Source organism: Streptomyces sp. M92, from assembly GCF_028473745.1.
GTDB lineage: Bacteria > Actinomycetota > Actinomycetes > Streptomycetales > Streptomycetaceae > Streptomyces.
Map to the genome: position 1 here is coordinate 180,164 of NZ_CP101137.1, position 16,178 is coordinate 196,341.

Here is a 16,178-nt window from a genome sequence, read left to right on the forward strand (position 1 = left end):
AGGCTCTGTACGTCCGGACACTCGGCAGGCTCTGCGCGTTCGGTCAGCCGACGAGGTTGTCGGCCAGTTCCTCCTCGCCGAGGTTGGCATCCGTGCCGGGGATGCCGAGGTCCGAGGCCCGCTTGTCGGCCATGGCCAGCAGGCGGCGGATGCGGCCGGCGACCGCGTCCTTGGTCAGCGGCGGGTCGGCGAGGGCACCCAGCTCCTCCAGCGAGGCCTGCTTGTGCTCCATCCGCAGCCGCCCCGCGGCGGCGAGGTGCTCCGGGACGTCGTCGGCGAGGATCTCCAGGGCCCGCTGGACCCGGGCCCCGGCGGCGACGGCCGCACGGGCGGAGCGGCGCAGGTTGGCGTCGTCGAAGTTGGCGAGGCGGTTGGCGGTGGCCCGGACCTCACGACGCATCCGCCGCTCCTCCCAGGCCAGCACCGAGTCGTGGGCGCCGAGCCGGGTGAGCAGGGCACCGATCGCGTCGCCGTCGCGGACGACCACCCGGTCCACGCCCCGCACCTCGCGGGCCTTGGCGGCGATCGACAGCCGGCGGGCGGCGCCGACCAGGGCCAGCGCGGCCTCGGGGCCCGGGCAGGTGACCTCCAGGGAGGAGGACCGGCCGGGCTCGGTGAGCGAACCGTGCGCCAGGAACGCGCCCCGCCAGGCGGCCTCCGCGTCGCAGGTGGCCCCCGAGACCACCTGCGGCGGCAGACCGCGGATCGGCCGGCCCCGCCCATCGACCAGGCCGGTCTGCCGGGCGAGCTGGTCACCGCCCGCGACCACCCGAACGACGTAACGCGAGCCGCGGCGCAGCCCGCCGGGCGCCATCACGATCAGCTCGGAACTGTGCCCGAAGATCTCCAGGATGTCCCGCTTGAGCCGGCGCGCCGCGCTCGCCGTGTCCAGCTCCGCCTCGATCACGATGCGCCCGCTCACCAGGTGAAGGCCGCCGGCGAACCGCAGGACGGCGGAGACCTCCGCCTTTCTGCAGCAGGTCCGGGTGACGGGGAGCCGGGAGATCTCGTCCTTCACCGCTGCCGTCATCGCCATGGGCCGATCCTTCCATGCATCCGAAAAATACGGTCGTACGCGGCGGCCAGCAGCTCCGGGTCGTGCCTCGGGGTCCCGTCGGTCCGGGCGACCGGAGCCAGCTCGACCGCGGCGCCGAACCGTTTCGCGGCATCGGTGAGCGAGTCACGGTCGGGCACGGCGGCCTCGTCGGCCAGCACCACGTCCAGGGCGAGTTTAGGGGCGTGTCGTCCCAAAACCTCCAAATGACGCTGCGGTGAGAAGCCCTCGGTTTCCCCGGGCTGCGGCGCGAGGTTCAGGGAGAGCACCCGGCGCGCCTTCGTCTCGGCGAGCGCGTCCAGCAGGTCGGGTACGAGCAGGTGCGGGATGACCGAGGAGAACCAGGAGCCTGGGCCCAGCACCACCCAGTCGGCGTCCAGGACGGCGTCCACCGCCTCGGGGACGGCCGGCGGGTCGTTCGGCACGAGGTGCACGGACTGCACCTCGCCCGGGGTGAGAGCCACGGTCGCCTGCCCGCGCACGGTGTCCACCTCGTCGGGCCGCTCCGGGTCGTGCCCCTTGACCAGGGCCTGGAGCTCCAGCGGCACGGCGGACATGGGCAGCACCCGCCCGTGCGCGCCGAGCAGCTTGCCGACCAGGTCGAGGGCCTGGACATGGTCGCCGAGCTGCTCCCACAGGGCGACGATCAGCAGATTGCCGACCGCGTGTTCGTGCAGGTCGCCCTGGGACTGGAAGCGGTGCTGGATGACACGGGCCCAGGTCTGGCCCCAGTCGTCGTCACCGCACAGCGCGGCCAGCGCCTTGCGCAGGTCGCCGGGCGGCAGCACACCGAGCTCGTCACGGAGGCGCCCGCTGGAACCGCCGTCGTCGGCCACGGTGACGACGGCGGTGAGGTCGCCGGTGATCCGACGCAGCGCGGCCAGCGAGGCGGACAGGCCCATGCCGCCGCCGAGGGCGACGACCTTGGGCTGGGCGCCCCGGCGGCGCGGCTTGCCGCCGCGCGCCTGCTCGGGCCGGGCGGCGCGGGCCTCGACGGGTCTGCCGCCGCGCCCTTCGGGCACCACCCGGCGCAGCCTGCTCAGCCGCGGAGTACGTCCTGTCATTCCCGTCCCATGTCCCGGTGGACGACCACCGTCTCCACGCCCTCGGCGGCGAGCCGGGCGGCGAGCTTCTCCGACATGGCCACGGACCGGTGCTTGCCGCCGGTGCAGCCGACGGCGACGGTCACATAGCGCTTGCCCTCCCGACGGTAACCCGCGGCGATCATCTGGAGCAGCTCGGTGTAGCGGTCGAGGAACTCCTTGGCCCCGGGCCGGCTGAGGACGTAGGAGGACACCTCCTCGTTCAGGCCGGTGAACGGGCGCAGCTCCGGGACCCAGTGAGGGTTGGGCAGGAAGCGCATGTCCACGACCAGGTCGGCGTCGACCGGGAGTCCGTACTTGAAGCCGAAGGACATGACGGTGGCCCGCAGCTCGGGTTCCTCGTCGCCGGCGAACTGGGCGTCCATCTTGGCGCGCAGCTCGTGCACGTTGAGGCTGGAGGTGTCGATCACCAGGTCGGCGTCGCCGCGCAGCTCGCGAAGCAGCTCCCGCTCGGCGGCGATGCCGTCCACGATCCGGCCGTCGCCCTGGAGGGGGTGCGGGCGGCGCACCGACTCGAAGCGGCGCACCAGGGCGTCGTCGGAGGACTCCAGGAAGACGATCCTGCGGGTGACGCCGCGGGCGTCGAGGTCGGCGAGCGATTCCCGCAGGTTGTCGAAGAAGCGCCGGCCGCGGACGTCGACGACCACGGCGATGCGCGCCACGTTGCCCTGCGAGCGGGCGCCGAGCTCCACCATGGTGGGGATCAGCGCGGGCGGCAGGTTGTCGACGACGAACCAGCCGAGGTCCTCCAGACACTTGGCGGCCGTCGAGCGACCGGCCCCGGACATGCCGGAGATGATCACCAGCTCGGGGATGGCCGCCTCGTGCGCCCCGGCTGTTTCCTTGCCCGTACTCACCTGTGCTCCGTCGTTCTGGCCCGGGCCCGGTCCGGCCGTCCGCGGGTCCGCGTCCTCGCCGGCCGTTCCGTGGGCCTGTTCTCGTCCCGCTGTGGGCTGTGCCTCGTGCTCGGTCATCGCTCCTGCCCCCGTCGTTCGTCCGGGGTGCCCGCGGGCACGGGCTCCCCCGGGGCATCCGTCGTCGTCCCGGGTGCCCCGTCCTCGTCATCCATGATCTCTCCGGTCGCCGTGTTCACGGCGGGTGCCGCCGGAGTGGCCTGGGCGAGGGCCACGGCGACGGTCTCCGCCGTCTTGCGGCCTATGCCGGGCACCTCGCAGATCTGGTCGATCGTCGCCGACCTGAGCTTCTTCACCGAACCGAAGTGCTTGATCAGCGCCTGCTTGCGGGTCTCCCCCAGTCCGGGCACGTCGTCCAGGGGGCTCGACCGGAAGCGCTTGGCGCGCTTGGCGCGCTGGTAGGTGATCGCGAAGCGGTGGGCCTCGTCACGGACCCGCTGGAGCAGGTACAGGCCCTCGCTGGTGCGGGGCAGGACGACCGGGTCGTCGTCGCCGGGCAGCCACACCTCCTCCAGGCGCTTGGCGAGACCGCAGACGGCGATGTCGTCGATCCCCAGCTCGTCCAGCGCCCGCTGGGCCGCCGCGACCTGCGGCTGACCGCCGTCGACGACGACGAGCTGGGGCGGATAGGCGAAGCGCTTGGGGCGGCCGTCGTCGTCCTTGAGGGCCGGGCCGTCCACGAGGGTCTCGCCGTCGTCCTGGGCGGCCTGGCCGTCCGTGAGCGGCAGGCCGTCGGCGCGCCGCTCGGCACCGTCCGCTTCCGCCGCGTCCGTGTCCGGGCCGTCGGCCCACTCGCCGGTCTTCTCCTTCTCGGCGAGATAGCGGCGGAAGCGGCGGGTGATGACCTCGTGCATGGAACGGACGTCGTCCTGTCCCGCGAAGCCCTTGATCTGGAACCGGCGGTATTCGCTCTTCCGGGCCAGCCCGTCCTCGAAGACGACCATGGAGGCCACGACGTCGTCGCCCTGGAGGTGAGAGATGTCGTAGCACTCGATGCGCAGCGGAGCGCTGTCCAGGTCCAGGGCCCCGGCGATCTCCTCCAGCGCGCGCGAGCGCGTGGTCAGGTCGGAGGCGCGCTTGGTCTTGTGCAGGACGAGCGCCTGCTCGGCGTTGCGCTGGACGGTCTCCATCAGCGCCTTCTTGTCGCCGCGCTGCGGGATGCGCAGCGAGACGCCCGAGCCCCGGCGCCCGGCCAGCCACTGCTGGACCGGCTCCACCGGGTCGGGCAGGGCGGGGACCAGGACCTCCTTGGGAACGGCGTCCCCGGTCTCCTCGCCGTAGAGCTGCTGGAGGGCGTGCTCGACGAGGGCGCCGGTGGTGATCTCCTCCACCTTGTCGGTGACCCAGCCGCGCTGGCCGCGCACCCGTCCGCCACGTACGTGGAAGATCTGGACGGCCGCCTCCAGCTCGTCCTCGGCGACCGCGATCAGGTCGGCGTCGGTCGCGTCGGCGAGCACGACCGCGCTCTTCTCCATGGCCTTCTTCAGGGCGCCGATGTCGTCGCGCAGGCGTGCCGCCCGCTCGTACTCCATGTCCTCGGCCGCGTCGGCCATCTGCCGCTCCAGGCGGCGCAGGTAGGTGCCGGTGCGGCCGGCCATGAAGTCGCAGAACTCCTCGGCGAGCTCCCGGTGGTCCTCGGGGGAGATCCGCTCGACGCACGGGGCGGAGCACTTGCCGATGTAGCCGAGCAGGCAGGGGCGGCCGGTGCGGGCCGCGTTCTTGAAGACGCCGGCGGAGCAGGTGCGCACCGGGAAGACGCGCAGCAGAAGGTCGACCGTGTCGCGGATCGCCCAGGCGTGGCCGTACGGCCCGAAGTAGCGCACGCCCTTCTTCTTGTGGCCGCGCATCACCTGCACGCGCGGGAACTGCTCGTTCATCGTCACCGCGAGGTACGGGTAACTCTTGTCGTCGCGGTACTTGACGTTGAACCGGGGGTCGTACTCCTTGATCCAGGAGTACTCCAGCTGGAGCGCCTCGACCTCCGTGGACACCACCGTCCACTCCACGGAGGCGGCCGTGGTGACCATGGTGCGGGTGCGGGGGTGCAGGTTCGCCAGGTCCTGGAAGTAGTTGGCCAGGCGCTGGCGCAGGCTCTTCGCCTTTCCGACATAGATCACCCGGCGGTGCTCGTCACGGAACCTGTACACCCCCGGGGAGTCCGGGATCTCACCCGGCCTGGGGCGGTAGCTGGAGGGGTCGGCCATGACTCACACCCTACTGGCGGGGACCGACACAGCGGCTGGGCTGTGGACGACGGGCCGCGAGGCCTGTGGACAACCCTTCGCCGGGCCCTGTGGACACCGGTCGCGGGGGTATGTGGACGCCCCGGTGCACGGCCGGGGAGAGACGGTCCGGGGCCACCCGGTCACGCCGGGTGCCCTTGGGGCGCCCGGCCCGTGCGTTCTCGGCCAGGAGCGCGTCACGGTCGGGCTTCAGGTGTTGTCGGGAACAGACCAACGCGCTTCAATGCGGGGGGACTCGGGGCCCTGAAGCGCGGCGTACGGATGTGCAGAGCCCTGCGCCGCGGCCGGGGGGCGGCCCCGGTCGATCCGCGCCGAACGGTCTGACCAGCCGTCGTGTCCTTCACAGAAAGGCCCCTGCATGCCGCACGCCACCCAGCACCTGGACGTCGCCACCGCGGAACTCGACTCGGCCCTGCGCGGTGGCCCCTTCCACGTGGCCCTGCGCGCCGCGATCGCCGCGCGGGGACTGCCGCTGCAGCGCGTGCAGCACCATCTGTCGCGCCACGGGGTGAAGGTGGGCGTCACGAGCCTCAGCTACTGGCAGCAGGGCGCCCGGCGCCCCCAGCGCCCGGAGTCGCTGCGGGCCGTACGGGCCTTGGAGGAGATACTCCAGCTGCCCGAGGAGTCGCTGATACGGCTGCTGGCCGGGGCCGAGGAGGACCCCGCGGACCGGCGGCCCGCCGTCCGCTCCTACCGCGCCCACATGGAGGCCTCCGGCGTCCTGGAGCGGCTGCTGGCCGAGCTGGACCATCACTCGTCGGACGGCGGGGTGCACGTCCTCGGGCACCACGAACGGATCCGGATCGGAACCCGCCGCGAGCTCGCCGCCCGTGAGTCGCACCACATCGTCCGCGCCCACCGCGACGGCGTCGACCGCTTCGTCGCCGTCCACCACGGCGACCCGGGCTGCGCTCCCGCGCGGATGACCGTCCACGCGCTGGAGAACTGCCGCACGGGACGGGTACGCATCCACCACGACACCGGTGTGCTGGTGACCGAGCTGCTCTTCGACACGCGTCTGCGGACCGGAGACACCCACCTCTTCCGTTACGGCGTCGAGGACGGCACGGCGGGGGTGAGCCGCGAGTACACCCGCGGATTCGGCGCGGCGGGCGGGCAGTACGCCCTCCAGGTGCGCTTCGACGCGGCGGCCCTGCCGGTGCGCTGCCACCGGTTCACACAGCACTCGCCGGCGGCTCCGCGCGGCGGTCGGCAGGAGCTCGTCCTCAGCGGGCAGCACCACTCGGTGCACCTCGTGGAACCGCGGATGCGGTCGGGGATGCTGGGGATCGGGTGGGACTGGGAGTGAACGGGCGGTCGCGGGCCCGACCGGTCAGGTCCCGGGACTCGCGACGATCCGGCCCTGCTTCACCTCGACCGGCAGCTCGACGAGCGGCACGGTCGCCGGGGCGTGCAGCACCTCGCCGGTCCGGGCGTCGAACTCGCTGCCGTGACAGGGGCAGACCAGTTTCGTCCCTTCCAGCTTCCTGATGGGGCACCCCGCGTGCGTGCAGACCGTGCTGAACGCCTTCAGCGACCCGTCCTCGGCCCGGCTGACCACCACGTTGTGGTCCCGGTCCAGCTTCGTCGCCCCCTTGGCGACCGCCCCGTCCGCGCCGAGGTCGACGGGTGCGGTCGGCCGGGCGGGCGCGGCACCGTCATCGCCCGGTGAGCAGGCGGCCGCGCCGAGTCCGGCGACGGGCGTGAGGGCCGCCGTACGCAGGACGGTACGGCGGCTCGGGGCGGGACGGCCGGGCATGCGGGCTCCACTGGTCGGGGGATGTGCAGGGCGACGATATCCGGCGGCCGGGGTCCCGCCGCGGGGTGGGTGGCGCGGAAGTGGCACGACCCCGGTGGCCTTCGGAGCGGGGCGCGTAAACGCTTGCGCGAGCGTTTACGCGCTCACTGGGCATGAGGTACGGTCCCGGCCAGTGGCCCACGGTGCGGTGTGGCCGGCCGATCTGCGGCCGTACACGGGAAGGGGAGCCGTCGATGGCGACCATGGCCGATGTCGCCCGGAGCGCCGGGGTCTCCGTGGCGACCGTCTCGCACGTGCTCAACGACACCCGTCCGGTGCTGCCACGTACCCGGCAGGCGGTGCTGGACGCCATCGAGGAACTCGGCTACACCCCGAACACCCTCGCCCGCTCCCTGGTGACCTCCCGCACCCGTTCCATCGGCCTCGCGGTGTCGGCGATCAGCAACCCGTACTTCACGGAGATCCTCCAGGGCGTCGAGACCGCCGCTCTGGAACACGGGTACGGCCTGCTCATAGCCGATCCGCACGACGACCCCGACCACGAGCGCAAGGCCGTACGGCTGCTGCACGAGCGTCGGGTGGACGGCATGATCGTCGCGCCCTCCGCCGAACCGCGCGGCCTCGTCGCCTACCTCGGCCGCCATCGCGTGCCCACCGTGTTCCTCGACCGGGTCGTGGACCCCCCGGACGGCGACGGCGCTCCGCGCTTCGACCAGGTCTGCGCCGAGGGCGCCGAGCCGACGACCCGGCTGGTGACCCATCTCGCCGGGCTCGGCCACCGCGGGATCGGCCTGGTGGCGGGCCGGCCGGGGCTCAGCACCACGCGGGAGCGGATCACCGGGTACCGGCACGGCCTCGCCGCCGCCGGGTTGCCCTTCGACGAACGGCTCCTGGTCCACGGCGACTCCGAGGCGGCCGGCGGCGAACGGGCCACGGCCGCCCTGCTGTCCCTGCCGGTACCGCCCACCGCACTGGTCACCGCCAACAACGCGATGACCATCGGAGCGCTGCGCGCCGTGCGGGACCGCGGTCTGTCCGTACCCGGCGACCTGGCGCTGTGCTGCTTCGACGACTTCCCCTGGGCCGACCTTTTCTCCCCCCGGCTCACGGCCGTGGCGCAGCCCAGCAGAGAGCTCGGCGCCCGGGCCGTCCGGCTGCTGCTGGAGCGCCTCGCCGAGCCGGACCGGCCCGCCCGGACCGTGCGGTTGCCGTGCGCCTTCGTGCACCGCACCTCGTGCGGCTGCCCCGAGCGGTCCGAGCAAGCCCCCGTAATGGTTCACGAAAGGACACTCCCGTGATCGTCGTCGCCGGTGAGGCCCTGATCGACCTGGTCCCGCAGGGGACGGGCGCCCTCGCCGCCCTGCGCCCGGCGCTCGGCGGCGGGCCTTACAACACGGCCGTCGCGCTCGGCCGCCTCGGCTCCCCCGCCGCTTTCTGCTCCCGGGTGTCGTACGACGCCTTCGGCGAGGCCCTGCTGGAGCGGCTGCGCGAGACGGGCGTGGACGTGTCCCCCGTGCAGCGCGGGGCCGAGCCCACCACGCTCGCCGTGGCCTCGGTGGACGCGGACGGTTCCGCCGCGTACTCCTTCTACGTCGACGGGACGGCGGACAGGTTGTTCGCGGTGCCCGCCGCGCTGCCGTCCGGTACCCGTGCGGTCTCCTTCGGAACCTGTTCGCTGGTGCTGGAGCCGGGCGCGAGCGCCTACGAGGAACTGCTGCGGGAGACGGCCTCCCGGGGCGTACTCACGGCGCTGGACCCCAACATCCGGCCCGGCCTGATCCTGGACGCCGACGCCTACCGGGCCCGGTTCAAAAGCTGGCTGCCCTCCGTGGACCTGCTGAAACTGTCCGCCGAGGACGCCGAGTGGCTCGGCGGAACGCCCCGGGAATGGCTGGCGGCGGGTCCGGCGGCGGTCGTGGTCACCCGGGGCGGTGCCGGACTGACGGCGTACACCCGCGACGGAAGCGAGTACTCGGTACCGGGCGAGCGAGTCGAGGTGGTGGACACGATCGGCGCGGGCGACACGGTGAACGCGGCGCTGCTGCACGGCCTCGCGGTGCGGGACGCGCTCAGCGCGGAGGCGGTGGCCGCGCTGGGGCCCGAGGGCTGGGCGGGGCTGCTGGGCTTCGCCGCCCGCGCGGCGGCGGTCACCTGCTCGCGGGCGGGCGCGGAGCCGCCGTACGCGCACGAGGTGGCCGGCTGAACGCCGACGGCACCGGTCCGTCCCCGGGGGCCCGGCGGTCCATGGCTGCGTGAACTTCACCGTCGGCCACCTCGGCTCGCCAAGGTGCGCGGGCGCTTCAGCGGCGAGCAGGCCGAACTGTTCGTCACTGTTCGTCGGGAGTGGGACGAGGACGTCCGGGTGTCCGCCGCGGTCGACCTGGCCTCCTTCGACACCGGGAACGCCGACCGGGACGCGCGCGTACGCGCCTCCGACCTTGCTCGACGTGGCGAAGCGCCCGACGATGGCCTACCGCTCGATCCGGGTGTCGGGCGGAGGCGAGGGACGGGACCATGGAGGGGCGAGCCGACCATCGGCGACATGACCCGGCCGGTGATGTTCGCCGTGGAGTTCGGCGGGCTGGGCGCCATGCCGTCGGCGGTGACGGGCGGCACGACGGGTTCGAGGCGACGGGTGAGATCCGACGCGGCGAATTCGGAGCCGGAGGGCGCCTGAGCCCCCGAGCCGGGCGCACGCCGAGCCGGGCGCCGCGGGATCGTCCGTGGGGCCCGGCTCGGCTCCGGTTCAGGCCTTGCTCGTCCGCGCCGTCTTCTTCGCGTCGGGCTTCGCGGCCGTCTTGGCAGTCTTGGCCGGCTTGGTGGCGGGCTTCTTCGCCGCCGTGCCGGTGACCGCCTTGGTGGTGGTCTTCGTGGCGGACGCCTTGGCCGCCACCGTCTTCGCGGCCGCCTTGCGCGGGGCCTTCACGGGGGCGGCGTCGCTGATGCGGTCCGCGCCGAGGATGTCCCGCAGGAACTTGCCGGTGTGGCTGGCGGGCACGGCGGCGACCTGCTCGGGCGTGCCCTCGGCGACCACCAGGCCACCGCCGGCGCCGCCCTCGGGGCCCATGTCGACGACCCAGTCGGCGGTCTTGATCACGTCGAGGTTGTGCTCGATGACGATGACCGAGTTGCCCTTGTCGACGAGGCCGGACAGGACCGTGAGCAGCTTGCTGATGTCCTCGAAGTGGAGACCGGTGGTCGGCTCGTCCAGGACGTAGACCGTGCGCCCGGTGGAGCGGCGCTGCAACTCGCTGGCGAGCTTGACGCGCTGGGCCTCACCGCCGGAGAGGGTGGTCGCGGACTGGCCGAGCCGGACGTAGCCGAGGCCGACGTCCTTGAGGGTCTTCATGTGCCGGGAGATCGCGGGGACCGCCTCGAAGAAGTCCGTGGCCTCCTCGATCGGCATGTTCAGCACGTCGGCGATGGACTTGCCCTTGTAGTGGACCTCCAGGGTCTCCCGGTTGTACCGGGCGCCGTGGCAGACCTCGCACGGGACGTAGACGTCCGGGAGGAAGTTCATCTCGATCTTGATGGTGCCGTCGCCCGCGCAGTTCTCGCAGCGGCCGCCCTTGACGTTGAAGGAGAAGCGGCCCGGCAGGTAGCCGCGGACCTTCGCCTCGGTCGTCTCGGCGAACAGCTTGCGGATGTGGTCGAAGACACCGGTGTACGTCGCCGGGTTGGACCGCGGGGTGCGGCCGATGGGCGACTGGTCGACGTGCACGACCTTGTCGACGAGGTCGTCACCGTCCACGCGCGTGTGTCGGCCGGGCACGTTGCGCGCGCCGTTCAGCTCGCGGGCCAGGTGGGTGTACAGGATGTCGTTGACCAGGGTCGACTTGCCGGAGCCGGAGACGCCGGTGACGGCCGTGAAGACGCCGAGGGGGAAGGAGACGTCGATGTCCTGGAGGTTGTTCTCGCGGGCGCCGTGCACGGTGAGCTGCCGGGCCGGGTCGCGGGGGCGCCGGATGTCGGGCAGCGGGATGGCCTTGCGCCCGGACAGGTAGAGGCCGGTCTGCGACTCGGCGTTGTCCAGCAGCTCCTTGAGGGAGCCGCTGTGGACCACCTTGCCGCCGTGCTCGCCGGCGCCGGGGCCGATGTCGACGATCCAGTCGGCGACCTTGATGGTGTCCTCGTCGTGCTCGACGACGATGAGGGTGTTGCCCATGTCGCGGAGCCGGACGAGGGTCTCGATCAGCCGGTGGTTGTCGCGCTGGTGCAGGCCGATGGACGGCTCGTCGAGGACGTAGAGCACGCCGACGAGGCCGGAGCCGATCTGGGTGGCCAGGCGGATACGCTGCGCCTCGCCGCCGGAGAGGGTGCCGGCCGCGCGGTTCAGCGAGAGGTAGTCCAGGCCGACGTCGACCAGGAACCGCAGCCGCTCGTTGACCTCCTTCAGGACGCGCTCGGCGATCTTCTTGTCGCGGGCGTTGAGCTTCAGCTCGCCGAGGAAATCGGCGCAGTCGCTGATGGACATCGCCGAGACCTCGGCGATCGACTTGCCCATCACGGTGACCGCGAGGACGAGCGGCTTGAGACGCGTGCCCTCACAGGTGGGGCAGGGCACCTCGCGCATGTAGCCCTCGAAGCGCTCGCGGCTGGCGTCGCTCTCGGCCTCGCTGTGCCGGCGCTTGACGAAGGGGATCGCGCCCTCGAAGGCCGTGGTGTAGCGGCGCTCGCGCCCGTACCGGTTGCGGTAGCGGACCTCGACCTGGGTCTTGTGGCCGTTGAGCAGGGCCTTGCGGGCGCGCAGCGGCAGACCGGCGAAGGGGATGTCCGTGCGGAAGCCTAGGGCGTCCGCGAGGGCACCGATCAGGCGGCCGAAGTAGTCCTTGGTGTGCCCGTGCGACCAGGGGTGGATGGCGCCCTCGTCGAGGGACTTCTCCTCGTCGGGGACGATCAGCTCCGGGTCGACCTCCATGCGCGTGCCGATGCCGGAGCAGTCGGGGCAGGCGCCGAAGGGCGAGTTGAAGGAGAAGGAGCGGGGCTCCAGCTCCTCGAAGGACAGGTCGTCGTACGGGCAGTACAGGTGCTCGGAGTACATGCGCTCGCGCTCGGGGTCGTCCTCGGGGAGGTCGACGAAGTCGAGCACGACCATGCCGCCGGACAGGCCGAGCGCGGTCTCCACGGAGTCGGTGAGCCGGCGCTTGGCGGAGTCCTTCACCGTGAGGCGGTCGACGACCACCTCGATGGTGTGCTTCTCCTGCTTCTTGAGCGTGGGCGGATTCGAGAGCTGGATCGTCTCGCCGTCCACCCGCGCGCGGGAGTAGCCCTTGGTCTGGAGGTCGGAGAAGAGGTCGACGAACTCGCCCTTGCGCTCGCGCACCAGCGGCGACAGCACCTGGAAGCGGCTGCCCTCCGGCAGCTCCAGGACCTTGTCGACGATGGCCTGCGGCGACTGGCGCGAGATCGGCCGGGAGCACTGAGGGCAGTGCGGCTTGCCGATGCGCGCGAAGAGCAGGCGCAGGTAGTCGTAGACCTCGGTGATGGTGCCGACCGTGGAGCGCGGGTTGCGGGAGGTCGACTTCTGGTCGATGGAGACGGCCGGGGAGAGCCCCTCGATGAAGTCGACGTCCGGCTTGTCCATCTGGCCGAGGAACTGCCGGGCGTAAGAGGAGAGCGACTCCACGTAGCGCCGCTGGCCCTCGGCGAAGATGGTGTCGAAGGCCAGGGAGGACTTGCCCGACCCGGACAGGCCCGTGAAGACGATGAGCGAGTCACGAGGCAGGTCGAGCGAGACGTTCTTCAGGTTGTGCTCGCGCGCGCCACGGACGATGAGACGGTCGGCCACGCCGGTCCGCACCTTTCTTGAGAGAAGTGACAGGGGCGAGGCCCCCGTCTTTCTCAGACTAGGGGGAGCCACTGACAACGCCGGTCGGATTCACCGGTTGTCAACAAACCCCGACTTCCCAGCATGCCCGACGCCGCTTCCGACCATATAGCACGTGCATTCGAATTGCGGGGGTCGTCCACAACCTTCACCCGAAGGTGTAGCGAGGTCTAGGGTCAGCATCATGATTGACCACGCTCGTGACCTGGAGTCTGTACGTGACGCTACCGAGCGGCTGCTCGGCGCGGTCGGGAAACTGGACAACGCGTCCGTGACGGAGTCGTCACGGCTTCCCGGCTGGAGTCGTGGCCACGTCCTCGCCCACCTCGCCCGCAACGCGGACGCCCTCGTGAACGTCCTCGAAGGACGCCCCATGTACGTCTCCGGCGAGGCGCGGGACGCCGACATCGAGCGGGGCGCGCCGCGGCCCCTCGACGCCCAGCTCGCCGACGTGCGCGAGAGCGCGGCCCGCTTCCAGGACGTCGCCGCCGTTCCCGCGGACTGGTCGCGCACGGTGGAGCTGCGCAACGGGATCACCGACTCGGCGTCCCGGCTGCCGTTCCGGCGCTGGGTCGAGGTCGAGCTGCACCACGTGGACCTGGGCATCGGGTACGAGCTGGAGGATCTTCCGGCGGAGTTCACGGAGCGGGAGACCGACTTCCTCGCCGCACGGTTCGCCGGGCACCCGGACGTGGCGGCCACCCGGCTCACCGACGGCACGCGCGCGTGGCGCACGGGCCGGGAGGCGGACGCTCCCGAGGTGACGGTCACCGGACGCCCGACCGACCTGCTCGGCTGGCTCGCCGGACGCCGCGCGGGCTCCGAGCTGACCGCGGAGGGCGGCCCGCTGCCGACGCTGCCTCCGTTGTAGCGCCGCCCCCGGGAGGCGGTCTGCGGGCCGCCTCCCGGCGCTAGGCTGGCCTGCATGACGTACAGCGGAGAGGTCAGGGTCGGCGGACCCGCCGACGTGCACGAACTCAAAGACCTGATGATCACCAAGGTCGCGGTCGGCCCGATGGACAACAACGCCTATCTGCTGCGCTGCCGGGCCACCGACGAGCAGGTGCTGATCGACGCCGCGAACGACGCGCGCACGCTGCTCGGCACGATCGGTGACGACGGCATCGCCTCCGTCGTCACCACCCACCGGCACGGCGACCACTGGCAGGCGCTCGCCGAGGTCGTCGCGGCCACCGGGGCCCGCACCCACGCCGGACGGCACGACGCCGAGGGCATCCCCGTGCCGACCGACGTCCTCCTCGACGACGGCGACACGGTCCGGGTGGGGCAGGTGGAGCTCACGGCACGCCACCTGGTCGGACACACGCCGGGCTCCATCGTCCTGGTGTACGACGACCCGCACGGGCATCCCCATGTGTTCACCGGGGACTGTCTCTTTCCGGGTGGTGTGGGCAACACCCATGACGATCCCAAGGCGTTCGCGAGTCTGATGCGGGACGTGGAGACCAAGGTCTTCGACGTCCTCCCGGACGAGACGTGGGTCTATCCCGGGCACGGCAGGGACACCACGCTCGGCGCGGAACGGCCGCACCTGCCGGAGTGGCACGCGCGCGGCTGGTGAGCCCACGGGGTAGGGAGGGACCGGCCTCGGTGTCGCGGGGCCGGCCCCGGCGCCTCAGGCCCGGGCCGTTCCCGTCCCGGCCAGCACCGCGATCCGCTCCACGCCGAACACGTACCCCTGCACACCGCACCCCGCGATCACCCCGTCGGCGCGCTGCGACACGTAGGAGTGGTGCCGGAACGGCTCACGCTGGTGGATGTTGGAGACGTGGACCTCCACCACCGGCAGGCCGTCGCAAGTGTTGAGGGCATCCAGGATCGCGACGGAGGTGTGCGAGTAGGCGGCGGGATTGATCACGATCCCGCAGTGGTTCAGCCGGGCCTCGTGGATCCAGTCGACCAGTTCACCCTCGTGGTTGGACTGCCGGAAGTCCACCGTGCCGCCGTGTGCCGCCGCCGCCTTCACGCACCGTGCCTCGACGTCCGCGAGGGTGTCGGAGCCGTAGATCTCCGGCTGGCGCTGGCCCAGCAGGTTCAGGTTGGGGCCGTTGAGGATCATGATCGGGGCGTTGGCCAGGGTGCGGGGCACGGTTCCTCCGGTCCGTTCGGATGCGGCGGTCCCCGTACGGGCCGCCGCTCGGACCCCGGTTTATCACGGTGCACCGGCTGCCCGGCCGGCCCTACCCTCCGTCCATGACGATGATCGAGTACCCGCCCAAGCCGTCGCCCGGCGACCGCATCGCGGTGATATCACCCTCCTCCGGGCTGCCGGGGCTCTTCCCACTCCCCTACGAGCTGGGCCTGGAGCGGCTGCGCAAGGAGTTCGGCCTGGAGCCCGTCGAGTATCCGGCGACGCGGAGGATGGGCTCGACGCCTGCCGAGCGGGCCGCCGACATCCACGCCGCCTTCGCCGATCCGGAGATCAAGGCCGTCATCGCGTCGATCGGCGGCGACGACCAGATCACCGTCCTGCCGCTGCTGGACCGGGAGCTGATCCGGGCCAACCCGAAGCCGTTCTTCGGCCTGAGCGACAACACGAACCTGCTCGCCTACCTGCGCAACACGGGCATCGTCGGTTACCACGGCGCGAGCGTCATGGTGGAGCTGGGGCGCCCCGTCGCCATGCACCCGCAGACCGCCGACTCACTGCGCGCGGCGCTGTTCACCTCCGGTCCGTACGAGCTTCGCCCCGCCGAGCGCTTCAACGACGTCAACCGCGACTGGGCCGACCCGGCCACCTTCGAGGCGGAACCGTCGATGCGGACCGGGGCTGGCTGGTCCTGGGTGAACGCCGGCCGTGTGGTCGAGGGACGGACCTGGGGCGGCTGCCTGGAGATCCTGGCCTGGCTGCTGATGGCCGACCGCGAGATCGCCCGCGACCCGGCGGAGTACGACGGCGGCGTGCTGCTCCTGGAGACCTCCGAGGAGCTGCCGAGCGCGACGGAGGTCTTCCGCACCCTGCGCAACATGGGCGAGCGCGGGCTGCTCGGCCGTTTCTCCGCGCTCCTGATGGCCCGTCCGAAGACCTGGTCCTTCGAACGCCCCAACAGCCCCGAGGAGGGCGAACGGTACGCGGCTCAGCAGCGTGAGGCGGTGCTGCGTGCGATGCGGGTCTACGCCCCCGAGGCCACGATCGTCTTCGACGTGGACTTCGGCCACACCGATCCGCAGGTCGTCGTCCCTTACGGGGGGACCGTGCGGGTCGACGGGCCCGCGCGGCGCATCACCGTCACGTACTGACGCTCCCCCGCGTTCGG

The 16,178-nt window shown here is 72.1% G+C and carries 14 protein-coding genes; 7 read left to right on the forward strand and 7 right to left on the reverse strand.

Annotation, left to right across the window (positions count from 1 at the left end; all coding sequences use genetic code 11):
* Nucleotides 1–43 precede the first annotated feature (43 nt).
* The 4 genes from whiA to uvrC are packed head-to-tail and all read right to left on the reverse strand — an operon-like array spanning nt 44 to nt 5,275.
* On the reverse strand, nt 44–1,036 hold the full coding sequence (gene whiA, locus M6G08_RS00860) for a DNA-binding protein WhiA (RefSeq protein ID WP_272585262.1): 993 nt from the start codon (nt 1,034–1,036) through the stop codon (nt 44–46).
* The gene (locus M6G08_RS00865) at nt 1,027–2,118 is read right to left on the reverse strand and encodes a gluconeogenesis factor YvcK family protein (protein WP_272585263.1); all 1,092 of its coding nucleotides are present in this window, start codon (nt 2,116–2,118) and stop codon (nt 1,027–1,029) included. Before M6G08_RS00865 ends, whiA begins: the two co-directional genes overlap by 10 nt.
* Complete coding sequence (gene rapZ, locus M6G08_RS00870) at nt 2,115–3,131, reverse strand: RNase adapter RapZ (protein WP_272585264.1); 1,017 nt, start codon at nt 3,129–3,131, stop codon at nt 2,115–2,117. The genes M6G08_RS00865 and rapZ overlap by 4 nt, the downstream gene beginning before the upstream one ends.
* Nucleotides 3,128–5,275 carry an excinuclease ABC subunit UvrC gene (gene uvrC / locus M6G08_RS00875; protein WP_272585265.1) on the reverse strand — a complete coding sequence of 716 codons (2,148 nt, stop codon included), beginning with the start codon at nt 5,273–5,275 and terminating at the stop codon, nt 3,128–3,130. Before uvrC ends, rapZ begins: the two co-directional genes overlap by 4 nt.
* Before the next feature lie 397 nt (nt 5,276–5,672).
* On the opposite strand from uvrC, the gene M6G08_RS00880 reads away from it, so the two are divergent.
* A complete protein-coding gene (locus M6G08_RS00880; protein ID WP_272585266.1) occupies nt 5,673–6,623 on the forward strand; it encodes a hypothetical protein in 951 nt (316 codons plus the stop codon).
* 24 nt (nt 6,624–6,647) lie between these two features.
* Here M6G08_RS00880 and M6G08_RS00885 read toward each other — a convergent pair whose 3' ends face one another.
* Nucleotides 6,648–7,073, reverse strand: a complete 426-nt coding sequence (locus tag M6G08_RS00885) for a Rieske (2Fe-2S) protein (RefSeq protein WP_272585267.1) — start codon at nt 7,071–7,073, stop codon at nt 6,648–6,650.
* A gap of 233 nt (nt 7,074–7,306) precedes the next feature.
* Between M6G08_RS00885 and M6G08_RS00890 the strand changes: the two genes are divergently transcribed.
* The 3 genes from M6G08_RS00890 (at nt 7,307) to M6G08_RS00900 (ending at nt 9,750) form a co-directional block, all read left to right on the forward strand.
* Entirely contained in the window at nt 7,307–8,371 is a 1,065-nt protein-coding gene (locus M6G08_RS00890; protein WP_272585268.1) for a LacI family DNA-binding transcriptional regulator, read from the forward strand.
* On the forward strand, nt 8,368–9,276 hold the full coding sequence (locus M6G08_RS00895) for a carbohydrate kinase family protein (RefSeq protein WP_272585269.1): 909 nt from the start codon (nt 8,368–8,370) through the stop codon (nt 9,274–9,276). The genes M6G08_RS00890 and M6G08_RS00895 overlap by 4 nt, the downstream gene beginning before the upstream one ends.
* 84 nt (nt 9,277–9,360) lie before the next feature.
* The gene (locus M6G08_RS00900; RefSeq protein WP_272585270.1) at nt 9,361–9,750 is read left to right on the forward strand and encodes a YceI family protein; all 390 of its coding nucleotides are present in this window, start codon (nt 9,361–9,363) and stop codon (nt 9,748–9,750) included.
* A gap of 69 nt (nt 9,751–9,819) precedes the next feature.
* Here M6G08_RS00900 and uvrA read toward each other — a convergent pair whose 3' ends face one another.
* Nucleotides 9,820–12,861 (reverse strand): excinuclease ABC subunit UvrA, encoded by a 3,042-nt coding sequence (uvrA, locus tag M6G08_RS00905; RefSeq protein ID WP_272585271.1) that lies wholly within the window; start codon nt 12,859–12,861, stop codon nt 9,820–9,822.
* 223 nt (nt 12,862–13,084) lie between these two features.
* Between uvrA and M6G08_RS00910 the strand changes: the two genes are divergently transcribed.
* Nucleotides 13,085–13,771 carry a maleylpyruvate isomerase family mycothiol-dependent enzyme gene (locus tag M6G08_RS00910; protein WP_272585272.1) on the forward strand — a complete coding sequence of 229 codons (687 nt, stop codon included), beginning with the start codon at nt 13,085–13,087 and terminating at the stop codon, nt 13,769–13,771.
* Nucleotides 13,772–13,825: 54 nt separating this feature from the next.
* A complete protein-coding gene (locus M6G08_RS00915; RefSeq protein ID WP_272585273.1) occupies nt 13,826–14,482 on the forward strand; it encodes an MBL fold metallo-hydrolase in 657 nt (218 codons plus the stop codon).
* 54 nt (nt 14,483–14,536) lie between these two features.
* On the opposite strand, the gene aroQ is transcribed toward M6G08_RS00915, so the two are convergent.
* Complete coding sequence (aroQ, locus tag M6G08_RS00920) at nt 14,537–15,010, reverse strand: type II 3-dehydroquinate dehydratase (protein ID WP_272585274.1); 474 nt, start codon at nt 15,008–15,010, stop codon at nt 14,537–14,539.
* Between the two features lie 104 nt (nt 15,011–15,114).
* Between aroQ and M6G08_RS00925 the strand changes: the two genes are divergently transcribed.
* On the forward strand, nt 15,115–16,161 hold the full coding sequence (locus M6G08_RS00925; RefSeq protein ID WP_272585275.1) for a S66 family peptidase: 1,047 nt from the start codon (nt 15,115–15,117) through the stop codon (nt 16,159–16,161).
* The last annotated feature ends 17 nt before the right edge of the window (nt 16,162–16,178 follow it).